Source organism: Paenibacillus sp. JT22N12 (assembly GCF_056269365.1).
Map to the genome: position 1 here is coordinate 278,672 of NZ_JBWDNU010000005.1, position 20,782 is coordinate 299,453.

Genomic DNA, 20,782 nt, shown 5'->3' on the forward strand with positions numbered 1-20,782 from the left:
ATTTCGCAAGCACTTAAACCAGCGCCCCAATGCGCTCCGACTGTACGATTTCTTCAAAGCTTTCCTTAAGAATGGCCAGCCCCTTCTCCAGAACGGAGGATTCAATGGTAAGCGGAGGCATCAGCTTGGCGACTTCGTCATGCGGACCTGATGTTTCCATGATGACGCCGCGTTTGAAGGCGGCTGCGCTCAGTTGTCCGGCCAGCTGCGGCGGGTCGAAGGAAATGCCCTGAATCAGACCCTTCCCTTTCCTGTAGGCGTTTACCTCGGGATGCTCCTTCAGAAGCTGGCTCAGCGCCTCTTCAATACGGCTGGCTTTCCCGGCAAGCTCCGTCTCGAACGCCCCGTCCTCCCAGTAGGAAAGCGCCTCGGCTGCGGCGACAAAGGCGAGGTTGTTCCCGCGGAAGGTCCCGTTATGCTCGCCGGGATGCCACAGATCGTATTCCGGCTTAATGAGCGTCAGCGCCATCGGCAGACCGTAACCCCCAATCGACTTGGACAGGCATACGATATCCGGGTTAATGCCCGCTTCCTCGAAGCTGAAGAAAGTCCCTGTACGGCCGCAGCCCATCTGCACATCGTCCACAATCAGCAGAATGTCCCGCTTCAGGCACAGCTCCTGGACTCTCTTCAGCCACCCCGGGCTGGCCGCATTCAATCCGCCTTCGCCTTGCACCGTTTCCAGAATGATGGCCGCCGGCAGGTCGAACCCGCTTCCCGGATCATCCAGATATTTCTCCATCATATCCACCGTATTGATGCCTTCACCGAAATAGCCGTCATAAGGCATGAAATTCGTGTTGGGCAGATCGACGCCGGCTCCTTTGCGCTTGAACGCATTGCCTGTAGCGGCAAGCGATCCCAGACTCATCCCGTGAAAGGCATTGGTGAAGCAGACAATATTCCTGCGTCCCGTAACCTTGCGGGCAATCTTCATGGCGCTCTCCACAGAGTTCGTTCCTGTCGGGCCGGGAAACATAATTTTATAATCAAGTCCGCGCGGTTTCAGAATGGATGAAGTAAACCGCTTCAGAAACATTTCTTTCGCTTTTGTCGCCATATCCAGGCTATGGGTCACTCCGTCTTCCAGCAAGTAGTCGACCAGCCGGGTGCGGATAGCCGGGTTGTTATGACCGTAATTGAGCGCCCCCGCACCAGCAAAAAAATCAATATATTCCCGGCCTTCGATATCCCACAGCTTGGCGTTCTTGGCCTTATGGAACACCTTCTCAAAGCTCCGGCAGTAGCTGCGCACCTCTGACTCCATCTTGTCGAACACCCTTAAATCCGCTGCGTCCTTCTTGACTTCGCTCACCGAATCACTCCTAAAGAATTATTTGTAAACGGTCCGACACGAAACAGCAGCTCCGGCTCATGATCGGATTCTTCGGGAAAATAAGCGGCCGGATAATATTCTGTAATATGACATTGCCCGCCATTTTCCTCGCCAATTCCCATGAGCATCCTTTGTGAAGCCATATTATCCGGTCCGATCGTCGCCTCAACAAAGCGGATCGGGCCATTTTCTTCCCGGTTCAGCAGCTCGCGGAGCATTTTTTTACCCAATCCGTTACCCTGCCAAGCGCTGCCGACCACGGCCTGCCAGATAAACAGCGTATCCGGCTGATCCGGTCTCTTGTAAGCGGACATAAACCCCACGATTCTTTCCTCCTGGACAGCGATGACACAGGTATCGCGAAAAACATCGCACAGCATGATGTAGCTGTATACGGAATTCAGATCCAATGTACCTGCATCCTTCACCAGCTGCCATACCTGCTTGCCGTCGGAGGCCGACGGTTTATTCAAATTTATAAGCTGTATAACGCTTCACCTCTACCGTGTTCTATAAGTTCCGGGGAAGAAATTTATCATACCGCCAAAGGACGGCGACAGTCATTTCTTCCTGGCACAACCTCATCGAGGGGTGGATTGCTTCCCATCGGCCCTTGCCCCTTTGTCATGATGATTGGGAAGCAGCGCCGGCGAAGCGTCCGAGGAAGGACTGCAGGCGCTCGCTCTGTGAATTCTCAAATATTTGCTCAGGCGTTCCCTGCTCCACAATTCTGCCTTCCGCGCCAAAGATGATCCGGTCGGCCACGTCTCTTGCAAACTCCATCTCATGCGTGATCAGCAGCATCGCCATCTCGCCTTCGCTGGCGATTTCCTTAATAACCTCCAGCACCTCGCCGACCAGCTCGGGATCAAGCGCGGAGGTCACCTCGTCGAATATCATCACCTTGGGCTGCATGACGAGCGCCCGGGCAATGGCGACGCGCTGCTTCTGTCCGCCGGAGAGCTGTGAAGGATACACCTCCAGCTTCTCCTCCAGCCCCACCTTGCGCAGCATCGTGATGGCGCGGTCATGCGCTTCTTCCCTGGACAAGCCCAGCACGGTACGCGGAGCCATCGTCACATTGCGCAGGACGTTCATATGCGGGAACAGATTGAAATGCTGAAAGATCATCCCCACCTTGCCCCGCATCCGATGCAGATGCTTCTCGTCCGCACGGACCAACTTGCCTTTGACCTCCATATGCCACAGCAGCTCGCCATCCAGCTCGATTGTTCCGCCAGTCGGCTCCTCGAGCGTCATGAGCAGGCGGCCAAGCGTGGTTTTGCCCGATCCGCTCGGTCCGATCATAGCGATCTTCTCTCCCGGATAAAGCTCCAGATCCACACCCTTGATTACCTCCAGCTCCCCGAAGGATTTCGTTATATTGTTATATTTCACAATCGGCTGGACATCCGCGAACCTCCCGTTCCGGTCTTCCCGTGCGTCCAGCTCCTCTGTTTGTTTCTCCAACTGCATGCTCATTCGGACCTCACTCCTTACCCTGCGTATTTCCCGTTAAGCTTCTTCTCCAGAAACCGGAACAGCACGGTCATGATCAGGCTGATAATCAGGAACAGCACTCCTACAACGGTATAGGGTTCAAACACCCGATAAGAATCAGAGGCGGCATTCTTCGCGGTGAGCAGCAGCTCAACGAGCGTAATCGCCATCAATATCGGAGTTTCCTTGAAAATAACAATCAAATAGTTGCCCATCACCGGCACAATCGGCCGGAAAGCCTGAGGCAGTATGATTTTGATCCACGTTTGCGTTTTCGTAAAATTAAGCGCGCTGGCCGCTTCCCATTGACCGCGGGGCACTCCGTCGATGCCGGAGCGGTAAACCTCGGACAAATACGTGCTGTAATGCAGCCCCAGCCCGATTACCCCAGTCGTGAACGCGGACAAGGAAGCCGAAGGAAACAGCATCGGCAAAATATAAAACAGCGAGAACACCTGCACCAGCAGCGGTGTGCTGCGCACGAACTCCACGAAGCCGCGGATCGTATACCGCAACACGGCAAATCTGGAGCGGGAACCAACCGCCAGCAGCAAGCCGACTGCAGCCGCAACCAGAAACCCGCACAAGGTCGCATAAAGCGTTACCCGCAGAGCGCCGAACAGCTCGGGCATTAAATCCCAGACATAATCCCATTTCCACATCTCTCATTCACCTCCAAGCCGCAAATTTGCGTTCCAGCAGCCGGATCGTGACCGTGATGCATGCAGACAGGGCAAAATAGATCACAAGCAGCAGACCAAATATCTGCGGGGTCCATGATAAATAATTATTGCGGAGAATCATGGCTTCATAGGTAAGATCGCTCAGCGTAATAAAATAGACCAGCGAGGTCGATTTCAGCAGCTCGATCAATAAATTTCCAAAAGGCGGCAGCATGCGGACAACGGCCTGCGGAATGACCACGCGCCACATTCGCTGCCGAGGGGTCAGGTTCAGCGCCAATGAGGCTTCATACTGACCGGAAGGAACAGCCAATATGGAGCTTCGTACGATTTCCGAGCCGTATGCCCCGCAGTTCAAGCCGATAGCCAGCACTGCCGTCACCATCTTGCTCAGTTCGATTCCCGCAAACGGCAGAGCGAAGTAGATCCAAAACATAAGTACAAGAAGGGAGGAGGCTCTAAACAGATCAACATAGATGCGGGATATACCGCGTACAATCGCATAGCTCGATACCCGGCCAAGACCAGCCGCCACAGAAACGATCAATGCGACAATCCCGGCCATTACCGTAACTTGAATCGTAATCTTGACCCCTTCGTACAGGAGCGGAAACATCGCCGACCAGGTCGGAGTCATGATTATCCCTCACATAACTGGCTGGAGGTCATATCTCCAGGCAGCTCCTGCTCCGTAAAACCGAATTTCTTGAGAATCTCCAGCAGCTCGCCGGATTCCTTCATCTTCTCAAGCTCTGCGTTATAGGCCTCCTGGAAAGACGTATCCTCCGGACGGAAGGCCGTAGCGCCGTAGCCCGTAACATCTTTGCCATCCACCGTTGGCTGTTCAAAGTCCATAACCCGCTCCAGCTTGGCGTCCTTCGCACTGTCCAGTCTGGATTGCAGGGCCGGCCCTGTCATCGTCATGGCATCGGCGCGTCCGGACTGCAGCGCGCTGATGGCCGCATCCTGATCCGGTACAATAACCATCCGATCCTCCGGAATGCCGGACGCCTTCAGATAATCCAGCTCAACGGCACCAGCCATAACCGCAACCTTGGCCTTGTCGTTATCGGCAATATCCTTATAGCTCCCCAGCTTGAGCGGATTTCCCTGCTTCACCGCTATCGCTTCGCCGATGCTGTACTCGGGATTAGCGAACAGCACCGCTTCACAGCGTTTGGGATTAATGAACATCCCCGCCGTAATCATGTCGAAGCGTTTGGCCTGCAGACCTGCGATCAAGGAAGTGAACTCGGTCAATTCTCCCTTTATTTCCTTAATGCCCAGCCGATCCAGGATAACGCGGGCGATCTCCACCGCCTCACCGGTCAGCTTTCCGTCGGCATCTTTATATGCATAAGGATTCTCGTTGGCGAAACCGATTGTTACCGAGCCTTTTTTCTGTACGTCAGCCAAGGTCCCTGTCGCCTCGCTGTTCCCCCCAGATGCATTGGCATTGTTATTTGCCGGTGATGTCCCAGCCGTATCGTTCCCGGCAGCTGGTTCATTGCTGTTCTGACCACAAGCCGCCAACAAGAGCATTGGCAGCAAAACGACGATTGCCCAACCCTTCTTCAAAATGCTTACACAACCCTTCGTCTATATTTATTAAGAACACTTATATAAGGCTAACATCTTTGCCGCAGGAGGTCATTTCCAGTATTTCAGGATAAAATTGCTTATTTTTGGCTCTCGTAGGCAGAGCCACCCTCATCCGCCCCATCCTCCTTTTTCCTCTTGTATATTGCCGTATGATCCTGCATAAGGAGTTTTACATCAGAGGCTATCTATGATAAATAAACAATAATTATAAATCGAATCGCCCTTTTATTACATTTTTATAATAAAAATAAATTATATTTTACATCTGGCGATAAAATGGGATAGGAATGAACAAAAAACCACCTTTTTCGCGATTGTTCGCTAAAAGGTGGTTTGAGGCGAAACTATTACGGGAATGCTGCGCGGGCGGGTCAATTTTCATCGATAAAGGCACGCTGCGCGTGCGGATCATTCTTACGATCGCTGTTGTCCTTCGGAATTCTTGATTGGATAAAACATTTAGCGGTAAATTTCGAAAGACAAAGGCGACCACTATCGTTTCTCCAGAACGATTCCGCCCGCTCCGCGCTCAGGATTCCATACCAAGCCAAAGGCGCTTTCTCGCCCATACAACAAAAAGAAGAGCGCTTGACGCGCTTTATTAGCCAATTCAGCGGTACTACCGCTATTTCATCTAATGATAAGGCTAAATCGCCTCTTTAACTCCCCGCGAATATCAGCCATTTCCTCATTCGCAGCCAGTCCTTTTGCACCAGCCTTTCAAAATAAGACCGATAGCGCTTCGCAATGACTTCGAATGATAAGAATAAGACGAATAGCTTCACATGATGCTCGACAGATCAAGATCGATCGTGCTTCGCTCGATGCTCGAAATATAAGACTAGGACCGGTAGCTTCGCTCGATGCTCGGCAGAGCAGAACAAGACCGTCCGCGCTTTGCGCTTATGCGGCTAATACGGCTCATCTGCTTTCGTAATTCATCACGGCGCGTGTCCATCTGTCGACGACGAAGGATCGTCTGGGCATGCGCATGGGAGGCTTAAGCTGCGGTTTGAGCGAGATCAGTTCACCCGTAGCCTTATGCTGGGCGCCGCGTTTGCGCAGAGCCTGCTTGGATCGGTGGAGCACCATTTTGACCGCAGGCACGGTACAATCCAGTTCATCTGCAATATCCTGATAGGAATAACGAAATACCTCGGCGAGCAGCAGCATTTCCACTTCACGCTCCGACAAATGCTCCGTTACCCACTCCAGCAGACCCCGCACGGAGGCATAATTCTCATCGCAATAGGACTGTTCACCTGCTTCATCTATAGGAACCATAATGCCCCTGCGCCTACGATATGCGTCTATGTAAACGTTTCGGGCTATTTTATACAATAATGATCGCGGATATTGGACATCACCCTTGCTGCGGTAATGCTTGAAAGCCCGGAGCAGCGTCTCCTGACGCAAATCCTCCGCTTCCCAATGAGATGCCGTCAAATAAAAACAATAGGTCCGTAAATGATTCAGATGCGGGGTAATGACATCTTCAAACTCAGCCCACGGCCTCATGCATTCGCCTCCTCACTGTTTTTTCCCAGTGTAGCACGCAAATATGAAACCAACATGAAAGCTACATGAAAAATCCGGGCCTAATTCGTGACCATGGCACTAACGGGAGGCTTCTGCTTGAATGATCAGAACGTCGTAAGTGGCAGCAATGCCCCCCTGTATGCTGAATTTGTCCTCATATGACTTATACATATCGGCAAACAGGCGGCGCGTCCCGATACTGCGTGTTGTGTCTGCCCGGGATGTGCTGGCCCCCATCGCCTTGACCGAGTGGAGAAATTCCCTGGGGGATGCGTAGATTTCCCTTTGAATAAAACCCTCACAGCGAATATTCACAAATCCCGCTTCATTAAGAAGATTAACCCAGCCATCTGCCGATTGAAAGGAAAGCCCGTGCCGCTGCGGCGCATGCCCGCTGGCTGTATAAGCTTCATCAAAGGACGCATGGAGCTCATTGAAGGTATCCGGCCCAAAGGTGGCGAATGTCAACAGTCCTCCTGAGCGGAGCAGCCGCTGAATGTGGCCAAGCGTTTGTCCTGGATTGTCCAGCCATTGAAAACAGGCGTTGGAAACGATGAGATCGTATGCGTCTTTCGGTGCATCAGCCGCCCATAATTCGACATCGGCCTGAACAAAACGTACAGGATCGCGCCGTTTGCGAATTCCGCCCTCCTGGTTGGCCTTGTCCAACTGAAGCCTATGCTTGGCCGCATCGATCATAGCGGGCGCAATATCAAGAGCCGTCATCGATGCGCGAGGCCATTGGCCGGCCAATTTTTCAGTCAGCGCGCCCGTGCCGCAGCCGATCTCCAGAATATCCAACCCGGCCATGTCCGTCTCACTCTTCCATCGGACCAGGGATCTCGCCACCCGGTCTGCCATATCGCGCTGCACTCGGGAGTGAATATCATACATACCCGCTGCGCTTCGGTTAAATTGGTGCCGGATTGCCTGCTTGCCGCTGCTCATACCACCATCTCCTTATTTCATCGGCCAGATCAGCTTCCCTTCCCAGGAAAGGCGCATGCCCGCATGCGGGCAGGGCCAGCAGCTCTGCCCGCGGCAATTGTGCCGCAAGCTCTAACGCAGCGCCGTATGGGCAAATTTTATCCTCTATTCCATGTATAAGCAGAGCCGGACAAAGGATTGCCGGAAGCTGAGACTGGCATTCCTCTTTCCTCAGAATCTGAAGACCTGCAAGGAGCGCCGGAGTAGTCCAGCTGCCTGCCGGCGGAAGGCTGGCGCCAAGTCCGCTCTTCCATTCCGCCTCCGTTAGCAAAAGCTGTCGAAATTGGGCCTCTACGGCATCCCGATTTTTCGTAAGACCTGTAATCATCTGCCTGAGGTAGATATCTGCCCAGCCACGGTCTGACTCTTCCCTGGAGCGGATAAATCTTGCGTTGGCCGCAAACAGGACGAGACCATCGGCCCAGCCTGTAGCCGCCAGTCTCAGCACCAGCAAAGCGCCAAGCGACCAGCCTCCAATCAGAAGGGGGCCGCAGCGAGTTTTTGTCAGACTGGCAGCCCGGTCTGGAGACAGAGCCTTCCTGACTGCCGCTTCCGTCAAAAGCAGTATCGCCTCCTCGGAATCGGCAGCGCTGTACTGTGCGGAAACATGTTGAAAATCCGGCAGCTGCGAGCGAAGCTGGTCAAAAATCGTATCCGGCATGCTCCATCCAGTCAGCCACAAAATCGTGCCCCTGGACTCCATCTGCATTGGTGGCCCGTTACCCGAATGCCTCATCCAACTGCCACCCCAGATTGAAGGGCAGCGGCACAGATGAGTGCCGCGGCATCGGCCAGCTCCCGTTCCGTGTGGGCGGCGGACAACGAGAAGCGAATCCGCGCCGTGCCCTTGGGAACAGTCGGCGGACGGATTGCCGCCGATGCAATACCCGCTGCCTCCAGAGCGCTGCCGAAACGCAAGACAGCTGCATTATCGCCAATAATGACGGGGATGATCGGGGAATCTCCCGCAGCGATATTGAAACCGGCGGCACCAAGCGAAGAGCGCAGTCTCCTGCCCGCAGCATTAAGCCGTTCCCGGCGCCAATGCTCGGTCTGAACCAGCTCCAGCGCTTTGGCGATACCAGCAACTATGGATGCGGGTAGGGCGGTCGAATAGATCAAAGTTCTAGCCTTGTTTATCAGCCATCGGATCAGCGTACGGCTGCCGCAGACATAAGCGCCGTAAACCCCAAACGCTTTGCTGAATGTTCCCATATGTACATCCACATCCGCCTGCACGCCAAGCTCATGGCATAATCCCTCGCCGCGCCTGCCGTATATCCCTCCGCTATGCGCCTCGTCCACCATCAGCATGGCACCGTATTCACGCTTGATCGCTGCGAGCTCGCGCAGCGGAGCCTGGTCGCCATCCATCGAGAAGACGGCATCTGTCACGATCAGCTTCTTCTTTTTATCCCGGTGCTTATTCAATAAAGCCCGCAAATGCTCCATATCGTTATGGCGGTATCGGGCATGCTCCGCGCGGCTTAGTATGACGCCATCCACGATGCTCGCATGGTTCATCTGATCGCTGAATACAACATCGCCTCTGCCTGCCAGCGCGGCGATGACCCCGGTATTGGCCATGTAGCCATTGGCAAAAACAAGCGCTGCCTCGCAGCTCTGCCACAGGGCCAGCACAGTTTCCAAGCGGCCGAAGGACGGCCGGTTGCCCGTCACCAGGCGCGAAGCGCCGGAGCCGGCCCCTTCGGCGGACTGAGCTTCGCGCATCGCTTCATTAATCGCGTAATGCTGCGCAAGTCCCAGATAATCGTTGGAAGACAAATCGAGCAGCTTTCTTCCCCCGCGCATGATGTAACCCGGGCATCCGGGCACCGGAGCGCTGGCTCGCAAGGTGCGTTCCAGCGAAGCGTCAGTCATCATTTCAAGCTCTTTTTCCATCCAGTTCATGATCATTCCGCCCTACCCTCACAGAGCACTAATTTCAATTTCAAAGCCCATATCTTCAATCATTTGATGATCTTCGGATACATGTTGTCCGGCTGTCGTCAAATAATCGCCCACAAACAGGGAATTGGCTGCATATAGAGACAGCGGCTGCAGCGTACGAAGGTTGACCTCGCGGCCGCCGGCCACGCGGATTTCTTTGGAGGGGCATATAAATCTGAACAAGGCCAGCACCCTCAGCGCTTTTAAGGCCGGTACACGGTTCGCCTTTTCCAGGGGTGTCCCCGGTATCGCATTAAGAAAATTGACCGGGATGGAATCCACATCAAGCTCGCGGAGCGCAAAAGCCATTTCCACAATTTCCTGATGGGTCTCGCCCATGCCGATAATGACTCCGGAGCAGGGAGACATGCCGTAGGCTTTCACCTTTTCCACAGTTTCTACACGCTGTCCATAAGTGTGGGTAGTGGTGATTGCCGGGTAGTTCGCTTTACTTGTATTCAGGTTATGGTTGTACCTATGCACGCCCGCTTCCGCCAGCCGCTCGGCCTGGCCGTCCTTTAACAAGCCCAGACAAGCGCATATTTTGAGCGGCATGGTTCTGCGGATTTCCTGTACCGCGTCCGCTACCTGCTCCAGTTCCTTGTCCGTCGGTCCTTTTCCCGAGGCTACGATGCAGTAGGTTCCGGCTTTGCGCGCCATGGCTTCGCGCGCTCCGGCGAGCAGGGTATCTTTATCCAGCAGGCTGTATTTTTGTATGGAAGCCGTCGATACGATGGACTGCGAGCAGTAGCCGCAATCTTCGGGACACAACCCGCTTTTGGCATTGATGATCATATTTAGCTTAACCTTCCTGCCGTAAAAGAACTTCCTCACACTGAACGCGGCATGCATGAGCGGCAGCAGCTCGTCATTGCCGGCTTCCAGAACGGCGAGCCCTTCTTCCAGTGTCAAGCATTCCCCATTTAACGACTTTTGGGCGAACGATTGCCATTCTATTTGAATTGAAATTGTGTTCATCTCGGTCATCTCCCTAATTTCTAGCCAAAAGCGCCTCTTTGACCAGTGCGAATTGAATATGTTGCCGTACGGTATGTACCAGCGTGTTCGTATCCTCCGGGGCATGAATCCGGGGAAGACGGCCAAGCACCGGAATGCTGCTGTAATGTTCGATCAGCTCTGCATTTGTGGAGAGGCTCGGATCGTCATGCGTTTCTGCCGACTCGCCATCGTTCAGGATGATACCGACAATGGAAATTAATCGAAGCTTCAGGTATGACACCGTCAACAGCGTGTGGTTAATCGTGCCGAGGCCGGATCGGACCACAATAAGTGCGGGCAGACGAAGCTCTGCCATCAGGTCCGCCACGAGGGCATCCTCTGTCAGCGGAACAGCCACGCCTCCCGCTCCCTCTACAAGGAGCGCATCGTAACGCTTGGCAAGCGGTCCGCCGGATGCAATCAGCTTCTCCAGCGTAAGGGTCACTCCCGCTTCCCGGGCTGCGAGCAGCGGTGTAAGCGGAGCGGCAAACGAGAAGGGAGCCACCGCCTCCGGCAGTTCATCGATCCCGGTGCTCTTCAACAGCTGCTGGGCATCAGTCCTTCCACTGCCAAAAGTGCTGCCGGATTGAACCGGCTTCCAGACGCCGACATTCCTTCCTTCGGCGCGAAGTGCAGCGGCGATAGCCGCTGTGACGACCGTTTTGCCAACGCCGGTGTCCGTACCCGTCACGAATAGTCCTCTTATTGGCTGTGCATTCGTTTGGTTCATGCCGCCGGCCCGCTCTCGGTGACGCAAATTATCGCTTCCACCAAAATAGCCGTCATGAGCTCCAATTCCGCTTCGCTGCTGGCAAGCGGAGGGATGAACACGATCACATTGCCGAGCGGCCTCGTCAGCATGCCGAGTTCTCTGGCTTTAAGACTTGTCCGGACGCCGATTCGCTCCACCCAGTCGTACGGTTCGCGTGTATTCTTGTCGCGTACAAGCTCGATTCCAATCATCAGTCCCTGCTGGCGGATGTCCCCAACATGCGGGCGTTCTTTAAGCTCTGCGAGCCTATGCTCCACCAAAGATGCCTTGGCCCGAACCCCTGACAGCATACTGCGCTCTTCAAACAGCTTCAGGCTGGCCAGCGCCACGGCACAGCCAAGCGGGTTTCCCGTAAAGGAATGACCGTGAAAAAAAGTTTTCTGCTCCTCGTAATCGGCATAAAACGCGTCATACACTTCATCGGTCGCAAGCGTCGCCGCCACAGGCAAATAACCGCCCGTAAGACCTTTGCCGATGATCATCAGATCAGGGGAAACCCCTTCAAGGTCGCACGCGAACATCTCTCCCGTCCTGCCGAAGCCAGTCGCCACCTCATCGGCGATTAGCAGGACATCATGCTCGCGGCACAGCTTCGCGATTTCCCGCAAGCAGCCAGGCGGCATCACGATGATGCCCGAAGCCCCCTGCACAATCGGCTCTACGATCAGAGCGGCAATGCTGGCCGCCTGCGAATGGAGCAGCCTGCGCAGGGCGGTAAGCGTAGTTTCCAATGCTTCTGCTTCTCCGCCCTCGCAGCGGTAGGCATAAGGATAAGGAATGACATGGGAAGAAAAAAGCATGGGACGGAACACATCATGGTACAGCGGAATCGCACCGACACTGACCGCGCCGATCGTATCCCCGTGGTACGCCTGATTCATCGTGATAAACTGCGTTTTGCCCCGCACACCCCGGTTATGCCAATATTGAAAAGCCATCTTGATGGCAATTTCGACACCGGTTGCTCCGGAATCGGAGTAGAAGACTTTCGTCAGACCTGGCGGAGTAATTTCGGCCAGCTTCCCGGCAAGCTCAATGGCGGGCACATTGCCCATGCCAAGAAGGGTGGAGTGCGCGACGCGGCCCAGCTGGTCCGTTATGGCCTGATTCAGCTCCGGCACGTTATGTCCGTGAATATTAAGCCAAACCGAGGAGAAGCCGTCAAAATAAGCCCTGCCGTGAATATCGTACAGCCTGATGCCTTCGCCTCGTTCGATAATGAGAGGTTCCGAGGCATGATAGTCTTTCATTTGGGTAAAAGGATTCCATAGATGCGCCTGGCTTATAGCAGCAAGCCGTTCGTAATCCGTATGCACAAGACATCACCATCCATTAGGCATTTCAATTGTTAACCATAAATAAAAATGTGGTTAACAATTAAGTAAAGCCATTGTAGCAAACCCGCATATGTCTGTAAAGGGAAAGCATACGGCGGTTTTATCGCATCGTACAATACAGCTGGGGCATCTTTATAGCTTCCTTCATCCCGTTTAATAGCCATCCTCCATGCGTCTGCTGGCTGGCATACAATCCAATGTACCTTCTCAAGGATATAAATTTAACACGGCTTATCCACCTATTGTTTACTCGGAGTCTGCCAACAAGTAAAACGATGCCGAAGAATGGGGTCACGAAGCCCGCCCTACAGGCTGCTTCCGAATAAGGCTGAATACCGGATGAGGGAACCTTCATGCAGCGAAACACCGCGTGCCGGGAGCTGCGCGCGGTGCGAAGAGATGAGCTGCCAGAAGCGGTGGGACTGGATCAGCAGAATGGGGTGGGGAATTTGCGGCTGAAGAACCGCGGGCTGGAGACAGGGCAGGCAACAGGCAGCCCTGCTACGCTCTGCCGGCTGCAGTCCGTCTTTGCCAGATGAGGAACAGGCGGATGCACAAGGTGATCCAGCAGGCGCTGACCCAGTAACCGCCGAGCACATCGGATGGATAATGAACGCCGAGATAGATGCGGGACAGGCCCATGCACAGTATCATGAACAGGCTGAAGGCGATCAGGGCAATTCGCCAGCGCTTGGTGGACAGATGCCGCCACAGCAGAAAGGTTAATATGCCGTACAAGGTGAAGGCCGACATGGAATGGCCGCTGGGGAAGCTGAAGCCAACTTCCGTGGCAATACGGTGTATATCCGGACGGGCCCGCTGATACAGGGCTTTCAACGTTTCATTGAGCATCCACGAGCCGAGCAAAGCGGCGATAAACAATACAATCTCCCTGCGGTGCTTGAACACCACAGCAAGCAGAACGGCGATAACAAGCGAGAATGGAACGGCGATTTTCGAGGAACCAAAATAGGACAAGCCATTTGCAATCCGGGTGAGCCAATCATTTTCCCAGCCTTGAACGGCATGAATAATTGAAAGATCAAACTGCTTTAGGCTGTCTCTTTGGACAAGCAGGGAAAGCCCCCCGAATCCGGCTAAAGCTAGCAGCAGCAACAAAACCCACATCAAACATTTACCTCCATATTCTATAAATCACAGTACGCCGAGAATCCAGCCTTCCAAAGGAACAATCTCCGCTTTCTGCTGCGGCGTCAGTGTGGACAAGCTCATATAATGCCCCAGTCCGCCGGACCGGTCCTGCTCGTGCAGCCAAAGCGCGATGGCATAAGCATCCCGCTCGTCCCGTTTGGCAAGCTCCCCGGGGTACGAATACCGGTTGTGCAGCAGCGAAGGATACACCTCCGCAATCACGCTCTTGTGCGGGGGCGGCTCGAGACCGTCATAAGGCCAGACGTGCAAGATATCGGCGAACTCCCTGCGTAGATCGTAGATCCAGGGCAGCCCGGCATGCGTGGAGAACGCCACGGAGATCAGCGTCGGATTCAGGTGAAGCACACTTTTCGCGGAAGACGTGTACTTCTCCGTCACTCTCAGCTCCGTCGGGTTCGGATAAGGCAGCGTCGGGGAGGCAATCGCCGACACCGGCTTCTCCCTCGCCTCCCCCCAATGCTCGTCAAAATGCCGCAAAAAGGCCATCCAGTCAGGCAAAGCCGGCTTATGCGGACGCTCGTCCCGAAAATAGGACAAAGGAAAGGACAGCCCGTGATCCATTCCCACAATCATCGTCCCCCGTTTGCCTTCCTGCTGCGCTCTGAGCGAATCCGCCAGATAGGCGTAACAGCCCTGGCGCGACCAGCTCCGGTTATGACGCGCACGCTGCGGCTCCCCGCCGGCAAGGGCCTCAAATACCTGAATCGAGGTATGCTTTTGCCTCGGTGAAGCTTTGCCGGAATAATCGATGCCCACATAATGCTCAAACATAAACAGCCTCCATATTAGCGGACTTATGACTCAAGTGAAGCTGATCACAATCGCCGTCTTGTCGTCCGATTTCTTGACCCGGGGATATATCACGCAGTCGGGATCGGATTCTTCCAGGGCAAGAAGCCAGTCGATATAAGGTTGAAGGCCCATCTCCCGCACCTTGAAGGCGATCTCCAGCGCTCCCTCGCGATCGGATTCGCCTGCTTGCTTCGGTATGTACAGACCGTCGGACAATAGCAGGAGCGACTCGATATTGGTCCGGCTGATCCGCCCGAATTCCGCAAAATCCGCGAATCCCGGATCACCGTTCAGCACGGCGTAGCCCCCCGGCGCGTTAGCCAGATCCCGCCCCTTTATGATCTGCGGCTTGGCATATTCCCACAGCTCCGCCCGCGTCGCCAGTCCCGCCTGAACCCCCTCGGCCCAAACAGCTTTTGTCCGGTCGTCGACATGGGCCAGTTGATCATGTGTGATGATCCGTATCGTGCCATCGTTATAGTAAGCTGCCAGCATACAGTCGCCGGCATGGGCGAATTCAATCCATTTCTCCCCGATATGAATCAGGACGGCGCATGCGCTCCACAGCTCTTCTTTCCGCTCCGGGCGTATGCCCGCGTCCAGCATGCCCGCGCGCAGCAGCCGGTTCGCCTCCTCCAGCAGTCCAAGCGGAGAAACTGCCACGGCTTCCTGAGCATCGCAATAATCGGCGATCAGCCTCGCGGCCAGATAACCCCCGGTCTCCCCACCGGCTCCCGTATAAGGAACGAGCGAGGTGGCCCCGTCCACAACGCCGAACAGTCCGGCTTCTTCATTCACTATGAGGGAATCCTCGTTCCACGGACTTACGCCTTTTACGGTAACACTCGTCAGTTTCAAAAGCCTTCTCCCCCCTGTCGGTTCTCTATTATTATGGAGGTATTTGCGGCACCATTCAAGTATCGGCATGCAGGCGCAGTTATCCGCTTGGGAGGCAGGCACTCGACATTTTCATGCATTGGCTTTATGATGATTCCGATACATAATGAACCTGTTCTCATAGAGACCGGTCACGGGTTCGGCCCCATCAACCCGAACCGGCCAATGAACAAGCAGCATCAGGGCCCGGATCGAATTCAAGCGGGCATAGATTCGGGCTTGAAACAACAAAATCCCCATCCTGTGGAAGAATGGGGATTCATGAAAAGGAGCATGAAGAATGGCACAGCATCGCCGTTTATTGACGGATCAGGATTTCAGTGAAGCGCAGGAGCGCCAGTTCCGCATCCGTGTTTTCAAAGATGATCATATTACCGATACGGGCGGGGTAATTGTCCGTTTTGACGAGCAGACCGTTGTTATCCAGTCCAGCGTCAGCGATGTCGCTTATCATGCCCGGAAGGACTGCGAATTTTTTGAGCTGCGCAAAAGATAACCGCGTGTGGCTGCCATCTAAGCAAGCATCCCCACACCGTGCGCGGGGAGCCCGCGCGCGGTGCCGAGCCTAACGCGCCACTGGAGGATCAGGCCATCAGGGCTGATGACCAGCCGCTAAAAGCTGAAAATCAGCCTCAGCGGACGCCACAGCTCCTGACCATGGGCAGCACCGGCCCAGCGCTCGAAGTGAGGCTCCATGGTTCCGTGCCAATCCTCCGGCGTGCGGCTGCTGTCCAGAAGCCCTCGCCTCGGGACAGCGCTCACCTCTGCCGGAAGCTCCTGATAGGAGAACAGCAGCGTGCCGTGTACTCCGATGATATAGGTTTTATTGAAGCCCTCGGGCCGCTCCTCCTGCAGCTGGTAATGATAGAAGACATAGGATGCGAACTGCTCCGGCTTCAGCCGGGCTATCGCTCCGGCACGCTGCACCACCTTGCGCGAGCCGCGCCAGGAATCAGCATCTTCGGGCAAGCCGTCATGAAAAATATCGATCATCGATACCGACGTTTGCCCGCCGCTTTCGTCCGGCCAGTTCTCCAGCCATCTGCCGGCCGCCGGTTCCCATTCAAAAACAAAATCATCGTTTGCCGTTTCGTAATACAGGCATACATGCCTGTCGCCCGTAAAGACGGAGAACGTGCTTATGCCCTGATTTTGCAGGGCTGCCTGAAGCACGTCCCCATTCTCCTGAAGGACATGCAGAAAAGGCTCTGAACCTCCGGTCTTAAGCATGGAATAAGCCAGTCGTCTTCTCATCCGCATATTCCCCCTTACCAGAATAGCTCCTCATGTCCCCTCAGCTTGCAGATCGCCTCAGCGAAGAAATAATCACCATAGATCATGGGAACATTCACGAATGCCCGCTTCGGAAAATTCGCGGTTCCCATGCGCAGCAAGCCCTCTTCCCCGTCGTCATCCCAGGTCCCGCAGCGATCATCCAGTTTCTTCAGCATGCCAAATGCCGCATCCCGATAGTACCGGGAATTCGCCGCGGGCACGAGCCGGGCGATTTCCAGCATTCCGCTGGCTGCGCAAACGGCGGCGCTGGAGTCCATCCCCATGCCCTCCTCATGTGGGGCCCGGAAATCATAAGGCGGCAGTCCGTCCTCCGGCAGATGATCGAGGAACATCTGTGCCGTCCTCCTTGCCGATTCCAGATACCGGCTTTCGCCCGTATACCGCGCGCCAAGCGCCATTCCGTAGAGCGCCCAGGCCGTTCCGCGGGACCAGGCCGAGTCGGCGGCGTAGCCTTGACCGGAGATCGCCTCAAGCCGCTGCCCCGTTTCGGGATCGAAGCTTACGATATGATTGCTCGACCCATCCGGGCGGATGATGTCGCGCAATGCCATATCCGAATGCTCCATGGCAATATGGCGGTAGCGGGGATCCCCCGTCTCCTCGCTCGCCCAATATAACAAGCCGAGATTCATCAGGCAGTCGATGATCGCCCAGCCCACGCGTTCCGGCTGGTTCCAGGCCCGGATGAAATGTCCCTTGGCATTGTAACGGCTCATCAGATGGCTGGCCGCCGTCAGGGCGCGGCGTCTGGAATCGGGATTGCCCAGCAGCTTGTACTGCGCGACTGACGTCAGGCTCCACATGAAGCCGACATCATGATGCAGCGTCTCGTACTGCTGGAGCGGGGTATCCAGCTGTCTCTCAACAGAGTCGGCAAGATCCCGCAGCCGTTCATCTCCGTTCTCCCGGTAAATCAGCCAAAGCAGCCCCGGCCAGAAGCCATTGGTCCACCAATCCGGCGCTTCATTGTAGTATTGTCCGTCTATCGAAATATAGGGAAATGAGTCTCCGATTCGCCTGCTTGTGAGGCTGACCTTGCCGATAATCTGCTGCCATTTGTCCTCTGCCCATTGAAGCTGTTCCGCATCCTGCATCCCTGTATTCCCCCATCCTTTTTGTGTTCCGTCATCTCTTGCGCTCCCGCCACCGGCCTTCACACGCCATAGATGCGCCTGGCATTGAGGCTTCGTGCAAGTTTACGCTCCGGCTCGCTCCATTCAGACGGCAGCACCTTCTCGAAAAATTCTACTGCTTCGTCATAAGTGCCCCCGAGCAGCGCAACAGGCCAGTCGCTTCCGAACATTACCCGCTTGGGACCGACCGCCCCGCACAGATGATGAACATAGCGGTAGAGCATCTCCGGATAGAACCCTCCCGCCTGGGTCAGCATCCCGGAGATTTTGAAAGCGGTGCCAGGAAGCTGCGCCAGCAGCGAGACTCCCGTGCTCCATGGCTCCCAGGCTTCATCCTTCACGCCTGGAATGCCCAGATGATTGATGACGGCCTTCAGATCCGGCAGCTTCGACAGTAACTTGGCGGCAGCTCCCAAGTGCGCGGCAGTCACCAGCATATCCAGCGTCAGCCCGTCCGACTGCAGGCGGGAAAGCCTGGACAGCAGCAGGCTCTCGGCGCTGCTTCCGGCCTCCGGAATATCGCCTCCGTTGATGCGGATCCCGGCAAAACGGCGGTTCTCCCTCAGCCTGACGTAATCCTGCTCAAAAACGTCCGCCAGCAGGCTCATCCCGCCTACCACCCCCGCGATCCACGGAACCTTCTCCGCAAGCGCCAGCATGTAATCTGTCTCCGCAGTGGTCGCCGCAGCCTGAACAAGAATTACCGAATCGACATGATTCCGCTCCAACGCAGGCAGCAGATCTTCCGGAATGAAGTCCCGCGCAATTACCGGAGTATCCGGTTTAATCCATGCATAATCCCCGCGCGCCAGCTCCCACATATGGACATGGCTGTCTACATACATGCGATTACCCCTTTCTGAATTACACCCGCCATTTGAACCGTACTTCACTCTCAGTCTGCAGATCTGGCCCGATTGCCGTCAAAAGAATGCGGTAGAAGACACGCTCCTCTCCATTCAGCCCTTTGGCGGTCTGCGGGTCGATTTCCAGCTCAAAAGCCCCCGGTTGATAATTCATCTCCACGGGGCCAAGCAGCAGCGTACCTGTCCCCGGCCGCAGCGGCTCAACCGATGAAATAAAGACTTCGACCACCGATTGCGGTTGTCCTTCAAACCGCAGGGAATCCGCTACCATCAGCTCGAACGCTCCCGCTGCTGATCGCTTCCAGCGGAAACGGCGCGTCAGCCCGGCCAAGCCTGGACAGTCATAGGCTCCGGTTAAATCCAGATCAAAGCCAACCTCTTCCTCCGTGCGTGCATAATGGGTGACCTCCGCCCGGTACTCTTTGCCCGCGGACTGCCTTCTGCCCCCGATAATTGGTACTGAATGCCCATGAGATCCGGCTGTCAGTGTCTCATACCGGATTCCGGGCTGAAAATATTGCCGCGTATAATGGCCGGCTCCCGGGTCAGCCAGCACGCTGACGCCATTCACATGCAGCAGAAAGTGCCCCAGATCGTTGTGGTTATGCGGCTCCCCGTTGCTGCCTCCCTTGGCGGCAAAGGCAATGAAATTATCCCCGCTGCGGCTTTTGGAGATCGCCCATTGGTGGCCCTTGAAATAATAATCCTCATGGGTCGGCTCACCCCCAGCCGAGCTGGACGGAGCTTCAGCTGTGGAAGCCGCTTCGGCTGCATCTGCGCCGTCCAATGTCCACATCATCAGCCTGCTCGTATTGGCCCAATACGTGAACAGCTGATTGGCCTCAGGCTGCTGCTGCGGCACCTCGACATTACTGAAACGTGAATGCAGCCGCGCAAACAAGCCCAGATTAAAATCAATCCGCTCCACCGAATCGGAGAAATTGACGACCTTGCTGCCGGAGAGCAGGCAGGCATTCGGAAAAGTGACGATCCGTCCGATCTTATCGCCCTCCAGGAGATCAATCCGTCCTCCCGTCCGCTCGCGCAGCATCTCCGCGAAGTAGACATAGAACCCGAAGCCGAACTGCCAATAGGCTACGCCTTCCGCCGTTGCTCCTTCCTCGTCGAAACCGCTCAGATGGTTCCTCATCGAGTCAATAATCCGCCACAGCATGCCCGACAGCCGCTCGCTGTCACGTTCTTCATAGATAGCGCACGCGCCGATGCCAGCCGCGCATACAGCAGGCCAGTTGTTGGTCTTCAGCTCCCAGGTATGCGGCGCCGGATCTCGGAAGAACGGACCAAAGATGCGGCTGTCCAGCTCCTTGCGGATCCGGTTTCGAATCCAGGGATGCAGCGTATCTCCGAGCATAGCCAGGATTTCGGCAAGCGCGAAGCCGGTGATCGCAGCGAACAAATCCACCGATTCGCGCGGCGGAATTTCGCGGTCCCAAATATCGTCCGGGTACGCATTGCGGTATACCCCCACATGCGCCGGGAACACCCATGTCGATTCCTCGCAAATCGCCCACAGGCAGTCTTCAAGCGGCGTATCCCATTCGCCGGGACCGTCAGTCAGCCTAAGCAGGGAAAGCACGGTAAGGCGCATCCTCCGGTCAAATATTTTGGCCTCGAAGGTCTGCCTGTCTCCCGTCTGCCCGAAGAGAATGAATTCGGAGAACGGCAGAACTTCGGGCTGATTGGCTGCGTAGTACGCGCCCTTCTCCCGCACCTGCGCCCATAAAGGGGCAAACAGCGGCTTGGCCGCGCTTTTCTTCCAGTTATCGGCCGCTAATGATTCGGGGAACAACGTATAACCGTCCCTGTCCGCTTCTTCAAGCGCCGTCTTCAGCTCGCGAAGTGTCAGTTGATCGATGCCCATGGCTTAAGCTCATCGCCTTCCTTAACCATTCTGATTTA

The 20,782-nt window shown here is 55.3% G+C and carries 23 protein-coding genes; 2 read left to right on the top strand and 21 right to left on the bottom strand.

Translation table 11 applies throughout. The annotated features are described in order from the left end of the window. Positions 1-13: 13 nt before the first annotated feature. The 13 genes from ectB to bioA form a co-directional block, all read right to left on the bottom strand. A complete protein-coding gene (gene ectB, locus AC0YOA_RS20520; protein ID WP_475788339.1) occupies positions 14-1,267 on the bottom strand; it encodes a diaminobutyrate--2-oxoglutarate transaminase in 1,254 nt (417 codons plus the stop codon). A gap of 44 nt (positions 1,268-1,311) precedes the next feature. After that, a complete protein-coding gene (gene ectA / locus AC0YOA_RS20525; RefSeq protein ID WP_475788173.1) occupies positions 1,312-1,809 on the bottom strand; it encodes a diaminobutyrate acetyltransferase in 498 nt (165 codons plus the stop codon). 151 nt (positions 1,810-1,960) lie between these two features. Then, positions 1,961-2,818 (bottom strand): ectoine/hydroxyectoine ABC transporter ATP-binding protein EhuA, encoded by an 858-nt coding sequence (gene ehuA, locus AC0YOA_RS20530; RefSeq protein WP_475788174.1) that lies wholly within the window; start codon positions 2,816-2,818, stop codon positions 1,961-1,963. 14 nt (positions 2,819-2,832) lie between these two features. Further along, on the bottom strand, positions 2,833-3,498 hold the full coding sequence (gene ehuD, locus AC0YOA_RS20535) for an ectoine/hydroxyectoine ABC transporter permease subunit EhuD (protein ID WP_475788175.1): 666 nt from the start codon (positions 3,496-3,498) through the stop codon (positions 2,833-2,835). 7 nt (positions 3,499-3,505) lie between these two features. After that, positions 3,506-4,156, bottom strand: coding sequence for an ectoine/hydroxyectoine ABC transporter permease subunit EhuC (ehuC, locus tag AC0YOA_RS20540; protein WP_475788176.1), 651 nt, complete (start codon positions 4,154-4,156; stop codon positions 3,506-3,508). Between the two features lie 2 nt (positions 4,157-4,158). Beyond that, positions 4,159-5,097 (bottom strand): ectoine/hydroxyectoine ABC transporter substrate-binding protein EhuB, encoded by a 939-nt coding sequence (ehuB, locus tag AC0YOA_RS20545; RefSeq protein WP_475788177.1) that lies wholly within the window; start codon positions 5,095-5,097, stop codon positions 4,159-4,161. A gap of 945 nt (positions 5,098-6,042) precedes the next feature. Continuing rightward, the gene (locus AC0YOA_RS20550) at positions 6,043-6,639 is read right to left on the bottom strand and encodes an RNA polymerase sigma factor (RefSeq protein WP_210038836.1); all 597 of its coding nucleotides are present in this window, start codon (positions 6,637-6,639) and stop codon (positions 6,043-6,045) included. A gap of 99 nt (positions 6,640-6,738) precedes the next feature. After that, positions 6,739-7,608, bottom strand: a complete 870-nt coding sequence (gene bioC / locus AC0YOA_RS20555; protein WP_475788178.1) for a malonyl-ACP O-methyltransferase BioC — start codon at positions 7,606-7,608, stop codon at positions 6,739-6,741. Continuing rightward, on the bottom strand, positions 7,571-8,383 hold the full coding sequence (locus tag AC0YOA_RS20560) for an alpha/beta hydrolase (RefSeq protein WP_475788179.1): 813 nt from the start codon (positions 8,381-8,383) through the stop codon (positions 7,571-7,573). Before AC0YOA_RS20560 ends, bioC begins: the two co-directional genes overlap by 38 nt. Beyond that, positions 8,380-9,558, bottom strand: a complete 1,179-nt coding sequence (gene bioF, locus AC0YOA_RS20565) for an 8-amino-7-oxononanoate synthase (RefSeq protein WP_475788180.1) — start codon at positions 9,556-9,558, stop codon at positions 8,380-8,382. Before bioF ends, AC0YOA_RS20560 begins: the two co-directional genes overlap by 4 nt. Before the next feature lie 18 nt (positions 9,559-9,576). Continuing rightward, positions 9,577-10,575: a biotin synthase BioB gene (bioB, locus tag AC0YOA_RS20570; protein WP_475788181.1), complete on the bottom strand. Its 999-nt coding sequence runs from the start codon at positions 10,573-10,575 to the stop codon at positions 9,577-9,579. Positions 10,576-10,588: 13 nt separating this feature from the next. Beyond that, entirely contained in the window at positions 10,589-11,326 is a 738-nt protein-coding gene (gene bioD / locus AC0YOA_RS20575; protein WP_475788182.1) for a dethiobiotin synthase, read from the bottom strand. Then, the gene (bioA, locus tag AC0YOA_RS20580) at positions 11,323-12,684 is read right to left on the bottom strand and encodes an adenosylmethionine--8-amino-7-oxononanoate transaminase (RefSeq protein WP_475788183.1); all 1,362 of its coding nucleotides are present in this window, start codon (positions 12,682-12,684) and stop codon (positions 11,323-11,325) included. Before bioA ends, bioD begins: the two co-directional genes overlap by 4 nt. Positions 12,685-13,058: 374 nt before the next feature. Here bioA and AC0YOA_RS20585 point away from each other — a divergent pair, with 374 nt between their 5' ends. After that, positions 13,059-13,244, top strand: a complete 186-nt coding sequence (locus AC0YOA_RS20585) for a hypothetical protein (RefSeq protein WP_475788184.1) — start codon at positions 13,059-13,061, stop codon at positions 13,242-13,244. Here AC0YOA_RS20585 and AC0YOA_RS20590 read toward each other — a convergent pair. The 4 genes from AC0YOA_RS20590 to AC0YOA_RS20605 form a co-directional block, all read right to left on the bottom strand. Continuing rightward, positions 13,207-13,833 (bottom strand): phosphatase PAP2 family protein, encoded by a 627-nt coding sequence (locus AC0YOA_RS20590; RefSeq protein ID WP_475788185.1) that lies wholly within the window; start codon positions 13,831-13,833, stop codon positions 13,207-13,209. The two genes, AC0YOA_RS20585 and AC0YOA_RS20590, sit on opposite strands and share 38 nt — an antisense overlap. Positions 13,834-13,860: 27 nt before the next feature. Beyond that, complete coding sequence (locus AC0YOA_RS20595) at positions 13,861-14,649, bottom strand: hypothetical protein (RefSeq protein ID WP_475788186.1); 789 nt, start codon at positions 14,647-14,649, stop codon at positions 13,861-13,863. A gap of 30 nt (positions 14,650-14,679) precedes the next feature. Next, a complete protein-coding gene (locus tag AC0YOA_RS20600) occupies positions 14,680-15,528 on the bottom strand; it encodes a protein phosphatase 2C domain-containing protein (RefSeq protein WP_475788187.1) in 849 nt (282 codons plus the stop codon). A 111-nt stretch (positions 15,529-15,639) separates the two neighbouring features. Then, complete coding sequence (locus tag AC0YOA_RS20605) at positions 15,640-15,795, bottom strand: hypothetical protein (RefSeq protein WP_475788188.1); 156 nt, start codon at positions 15,793-15,795, stop codon at positions 15,640-15,642. 52 nt (positions 15,796-15,847) lie between these two features. On the opposite strand from AC0YOA_RS20605, the gene AC0YOA_RS20610 reads away from it, so the two are divergent. Further along, positions 15,848-16,063: a hypothetical protein gene (locus AC0YOA_RS20610; RefSeq protein ID WP_475770115.1), complete on the top strand. Its 216-nt coding sequence runs from the start codon at positions 15,848-15,850 to the stop codon at positions 16,061-16,063. A 116-nt stretch (positions 16,064-16,179) separates the two neighbouring features. Here AC0YOA_RS20610 and AC0YOA_RS20615 read toward each other — a convergent pair whose 3' ends face one another. Genes AC0YOA_RS20615 through AC0YOA_RS20630 form a run of 4 tightly spaced genes read right to left on the bottom strand, consistent with a single transcriptional unit; the run spans position 16,180 to position 20,744 of the window. Next, a complete protein-coding gene (locus AC0YOA_RS20615; RefSeq protein ID WP_475788189.1) occupies positions 16,180-16,821 on the bottom strand; it encodes a hypothetical protein in 642 nt (213 codons plus the stop codon). Between the two features lie 14 nt (positions 16,822-16,835). Beyond that, entirely contained in the window at positions 16,836-17,957 is a 1,122-nt protein-coding gene (locus AC0YOA_RS20620) for a glycoside hydrolase family 88 protein (protein WP_475788190.1), read from the bottom strand. A gap of 59 nt (positions 17,958-18,016) precedes the next feature. Continuing rightward, positions 18,017-18,841: an amidohydrolase family protein gene (locus tag AC0YOA_RS20625; RefSeq protein ID WP_475788191.1), complete on the bottom strand. Its 825-nt coding sequence runs from the start codon at positions 18,839-18,841 to the stop codon at positions 18,017-18,019. Positions 18,842-18,860: 19 nt separating this feature from the next. Next, positions 18,861-20,744 (bottom strand): heparinase II/III family protein, encoded by a 1,884-nt coding sequence (locus AC0YOA_RS20630; RefSeq protein WP_475788192.1) that lies wholly within the window; start codon positions 20,742-20,744, stop codon positions 18,861-18,863. Positions 20,745-20,782: the final 38 nt, after the last annotated feature.

What these genes read in the sequence shown, in the direction of transcription:
- AC0YOA_RS20550 (WP_210038836.1), bottom strand. Translation starts at nt 6,639, where the DNA reads ATGAGGCCGTGGGCTGAGTTTGAAGATGTCATTACCCCGCATCTGAAT.
- ectB (WP_475788339.1), bottom strand. Translation starts at nt 1,267, where the DNA reads ATGGAGTCAGAGGTGCGCAGCTACTGCCGGAGCTTTGAGAAGGTGTTC.
- bioC (WP_475788178.1), bottom strand. Translation starts at nt 7,608, where the DNA reads ATGAGCAGCGGCAAGCAGGCAATCCGGCACCAATTTAACCGAAGCGCA.
- AC0YOA_RS20625 (WP_475788191.1), bottom strand. Translation starts at nt 18,841, where the DNA reads ATGTATGTAGACAGCCATGTCCATATGTGGGAGCTGGCGCGCGGGGAT.
- AC0YOA_RS20590 (WP_475788185.1), bottom strand. Translation starts at nt 13,833, where the DNA reads ATGTGGGTTTTGTTGCTGCTGCTAGCTTTAGCCGGATTCGGGGGGCTT.
- AC0YOA_RS20630 (WP_475788192.1), bottom strand. Translation starts at nt 20,744, where the DNA reads ATGGGCATCGATCAACTGACACTTCGCGAGCTGAAGACGGCGCTTGAA.
- AC0YOA_RS20585 (WP_475788184.1), top strand. Translation starts at nt 13,059, where the DNA reads ATGCAGCGAAACACCGCGTGCCGGGAGCTGCGCGCGGTGCGAAGAGAT.
- AC0YOA_RS20620 (WP_475788190.1), bottom strand. Translation starts at nt 17,957, where the DNA reads ATGCAGGATGCGGAACAGCTTCAATGGGCAGAGGACAAATGGCAGCAG.
- AC0YOA_RS20595 (WP_475788186.1), bottom strand. Translation starts at nt 14,649, where the DNA reads ATGTTTGAGCATTATGTGGGCATCGATTATTCCGGCAAAGCTTCACCG.
- AC0YOA_RS20610 (WP_475770115.1), top strand. Translation starts at nt 15,848, where the DNA reads ATGGCACAGCATCGCCGTTTATTGACGGATCAGGATTTCAGTGAAGCG.
- AC0YOA_RS20560 (WP_475788179.1), bottom strand. Translation starts at nt 8,383, where the DNA reads ATGAGGCATTCGGGTAACGGGCCACCAATGCAGATGGAGTCCAGGGGC.
- ehuA (WP_475788174.1), bottom strand. Translation starts at nt 2,818, where the DNA reads ATGAGCATGCAGTTGGAGAAACAAACAGAGGAGCTGGACGCACGGGAA.
- bioF (WP_475788180.1), bottom strand. Translation starts at nt 9,558, where the DNA reads ATGAACTGGATGGAAAAAGAGCTTGAAATGATGACTGACGCTTCGCTG.
- AC0YOA_RS20615 (WP_475788189.1), bottom strand. Translation starts at nt 16,821, where the DNA reads ATGAGAAGACGACTGGCTTATTCCATGCTTAAGACCGGAGGTTCAGAG.
- bioD (WP_475788182.1), bottom strand. Translation starts at nt 11,326, where the DNA reads ATGAACCAAACGAATGCACAGCCAATAAGAGGACTATTCGTGACGGGT.
- ehuC (WP_475788176.1), bottom strand. Translation starts at nt 4,156, where the DNA reads ATGACTCCGACCTGGTCGGCGATGTTTCCGCTCCTGTACGAAGGGGTC.
- bioB (WP_475788181.1), bottom strand. Translation starts at nt 10,575, where the DNA reads ATGAACACAATTTCAATTCAAATAGAATGGCAATCGTTCGCCCAAAAG.
- ehuD (WP_475788175.1), bottom strand. Translation starts at nt 3,498, where the DNA reads ATGTGGAAATGGGATTATGTCTGGGATTTAATGCCCGAGCTGTTCGGC.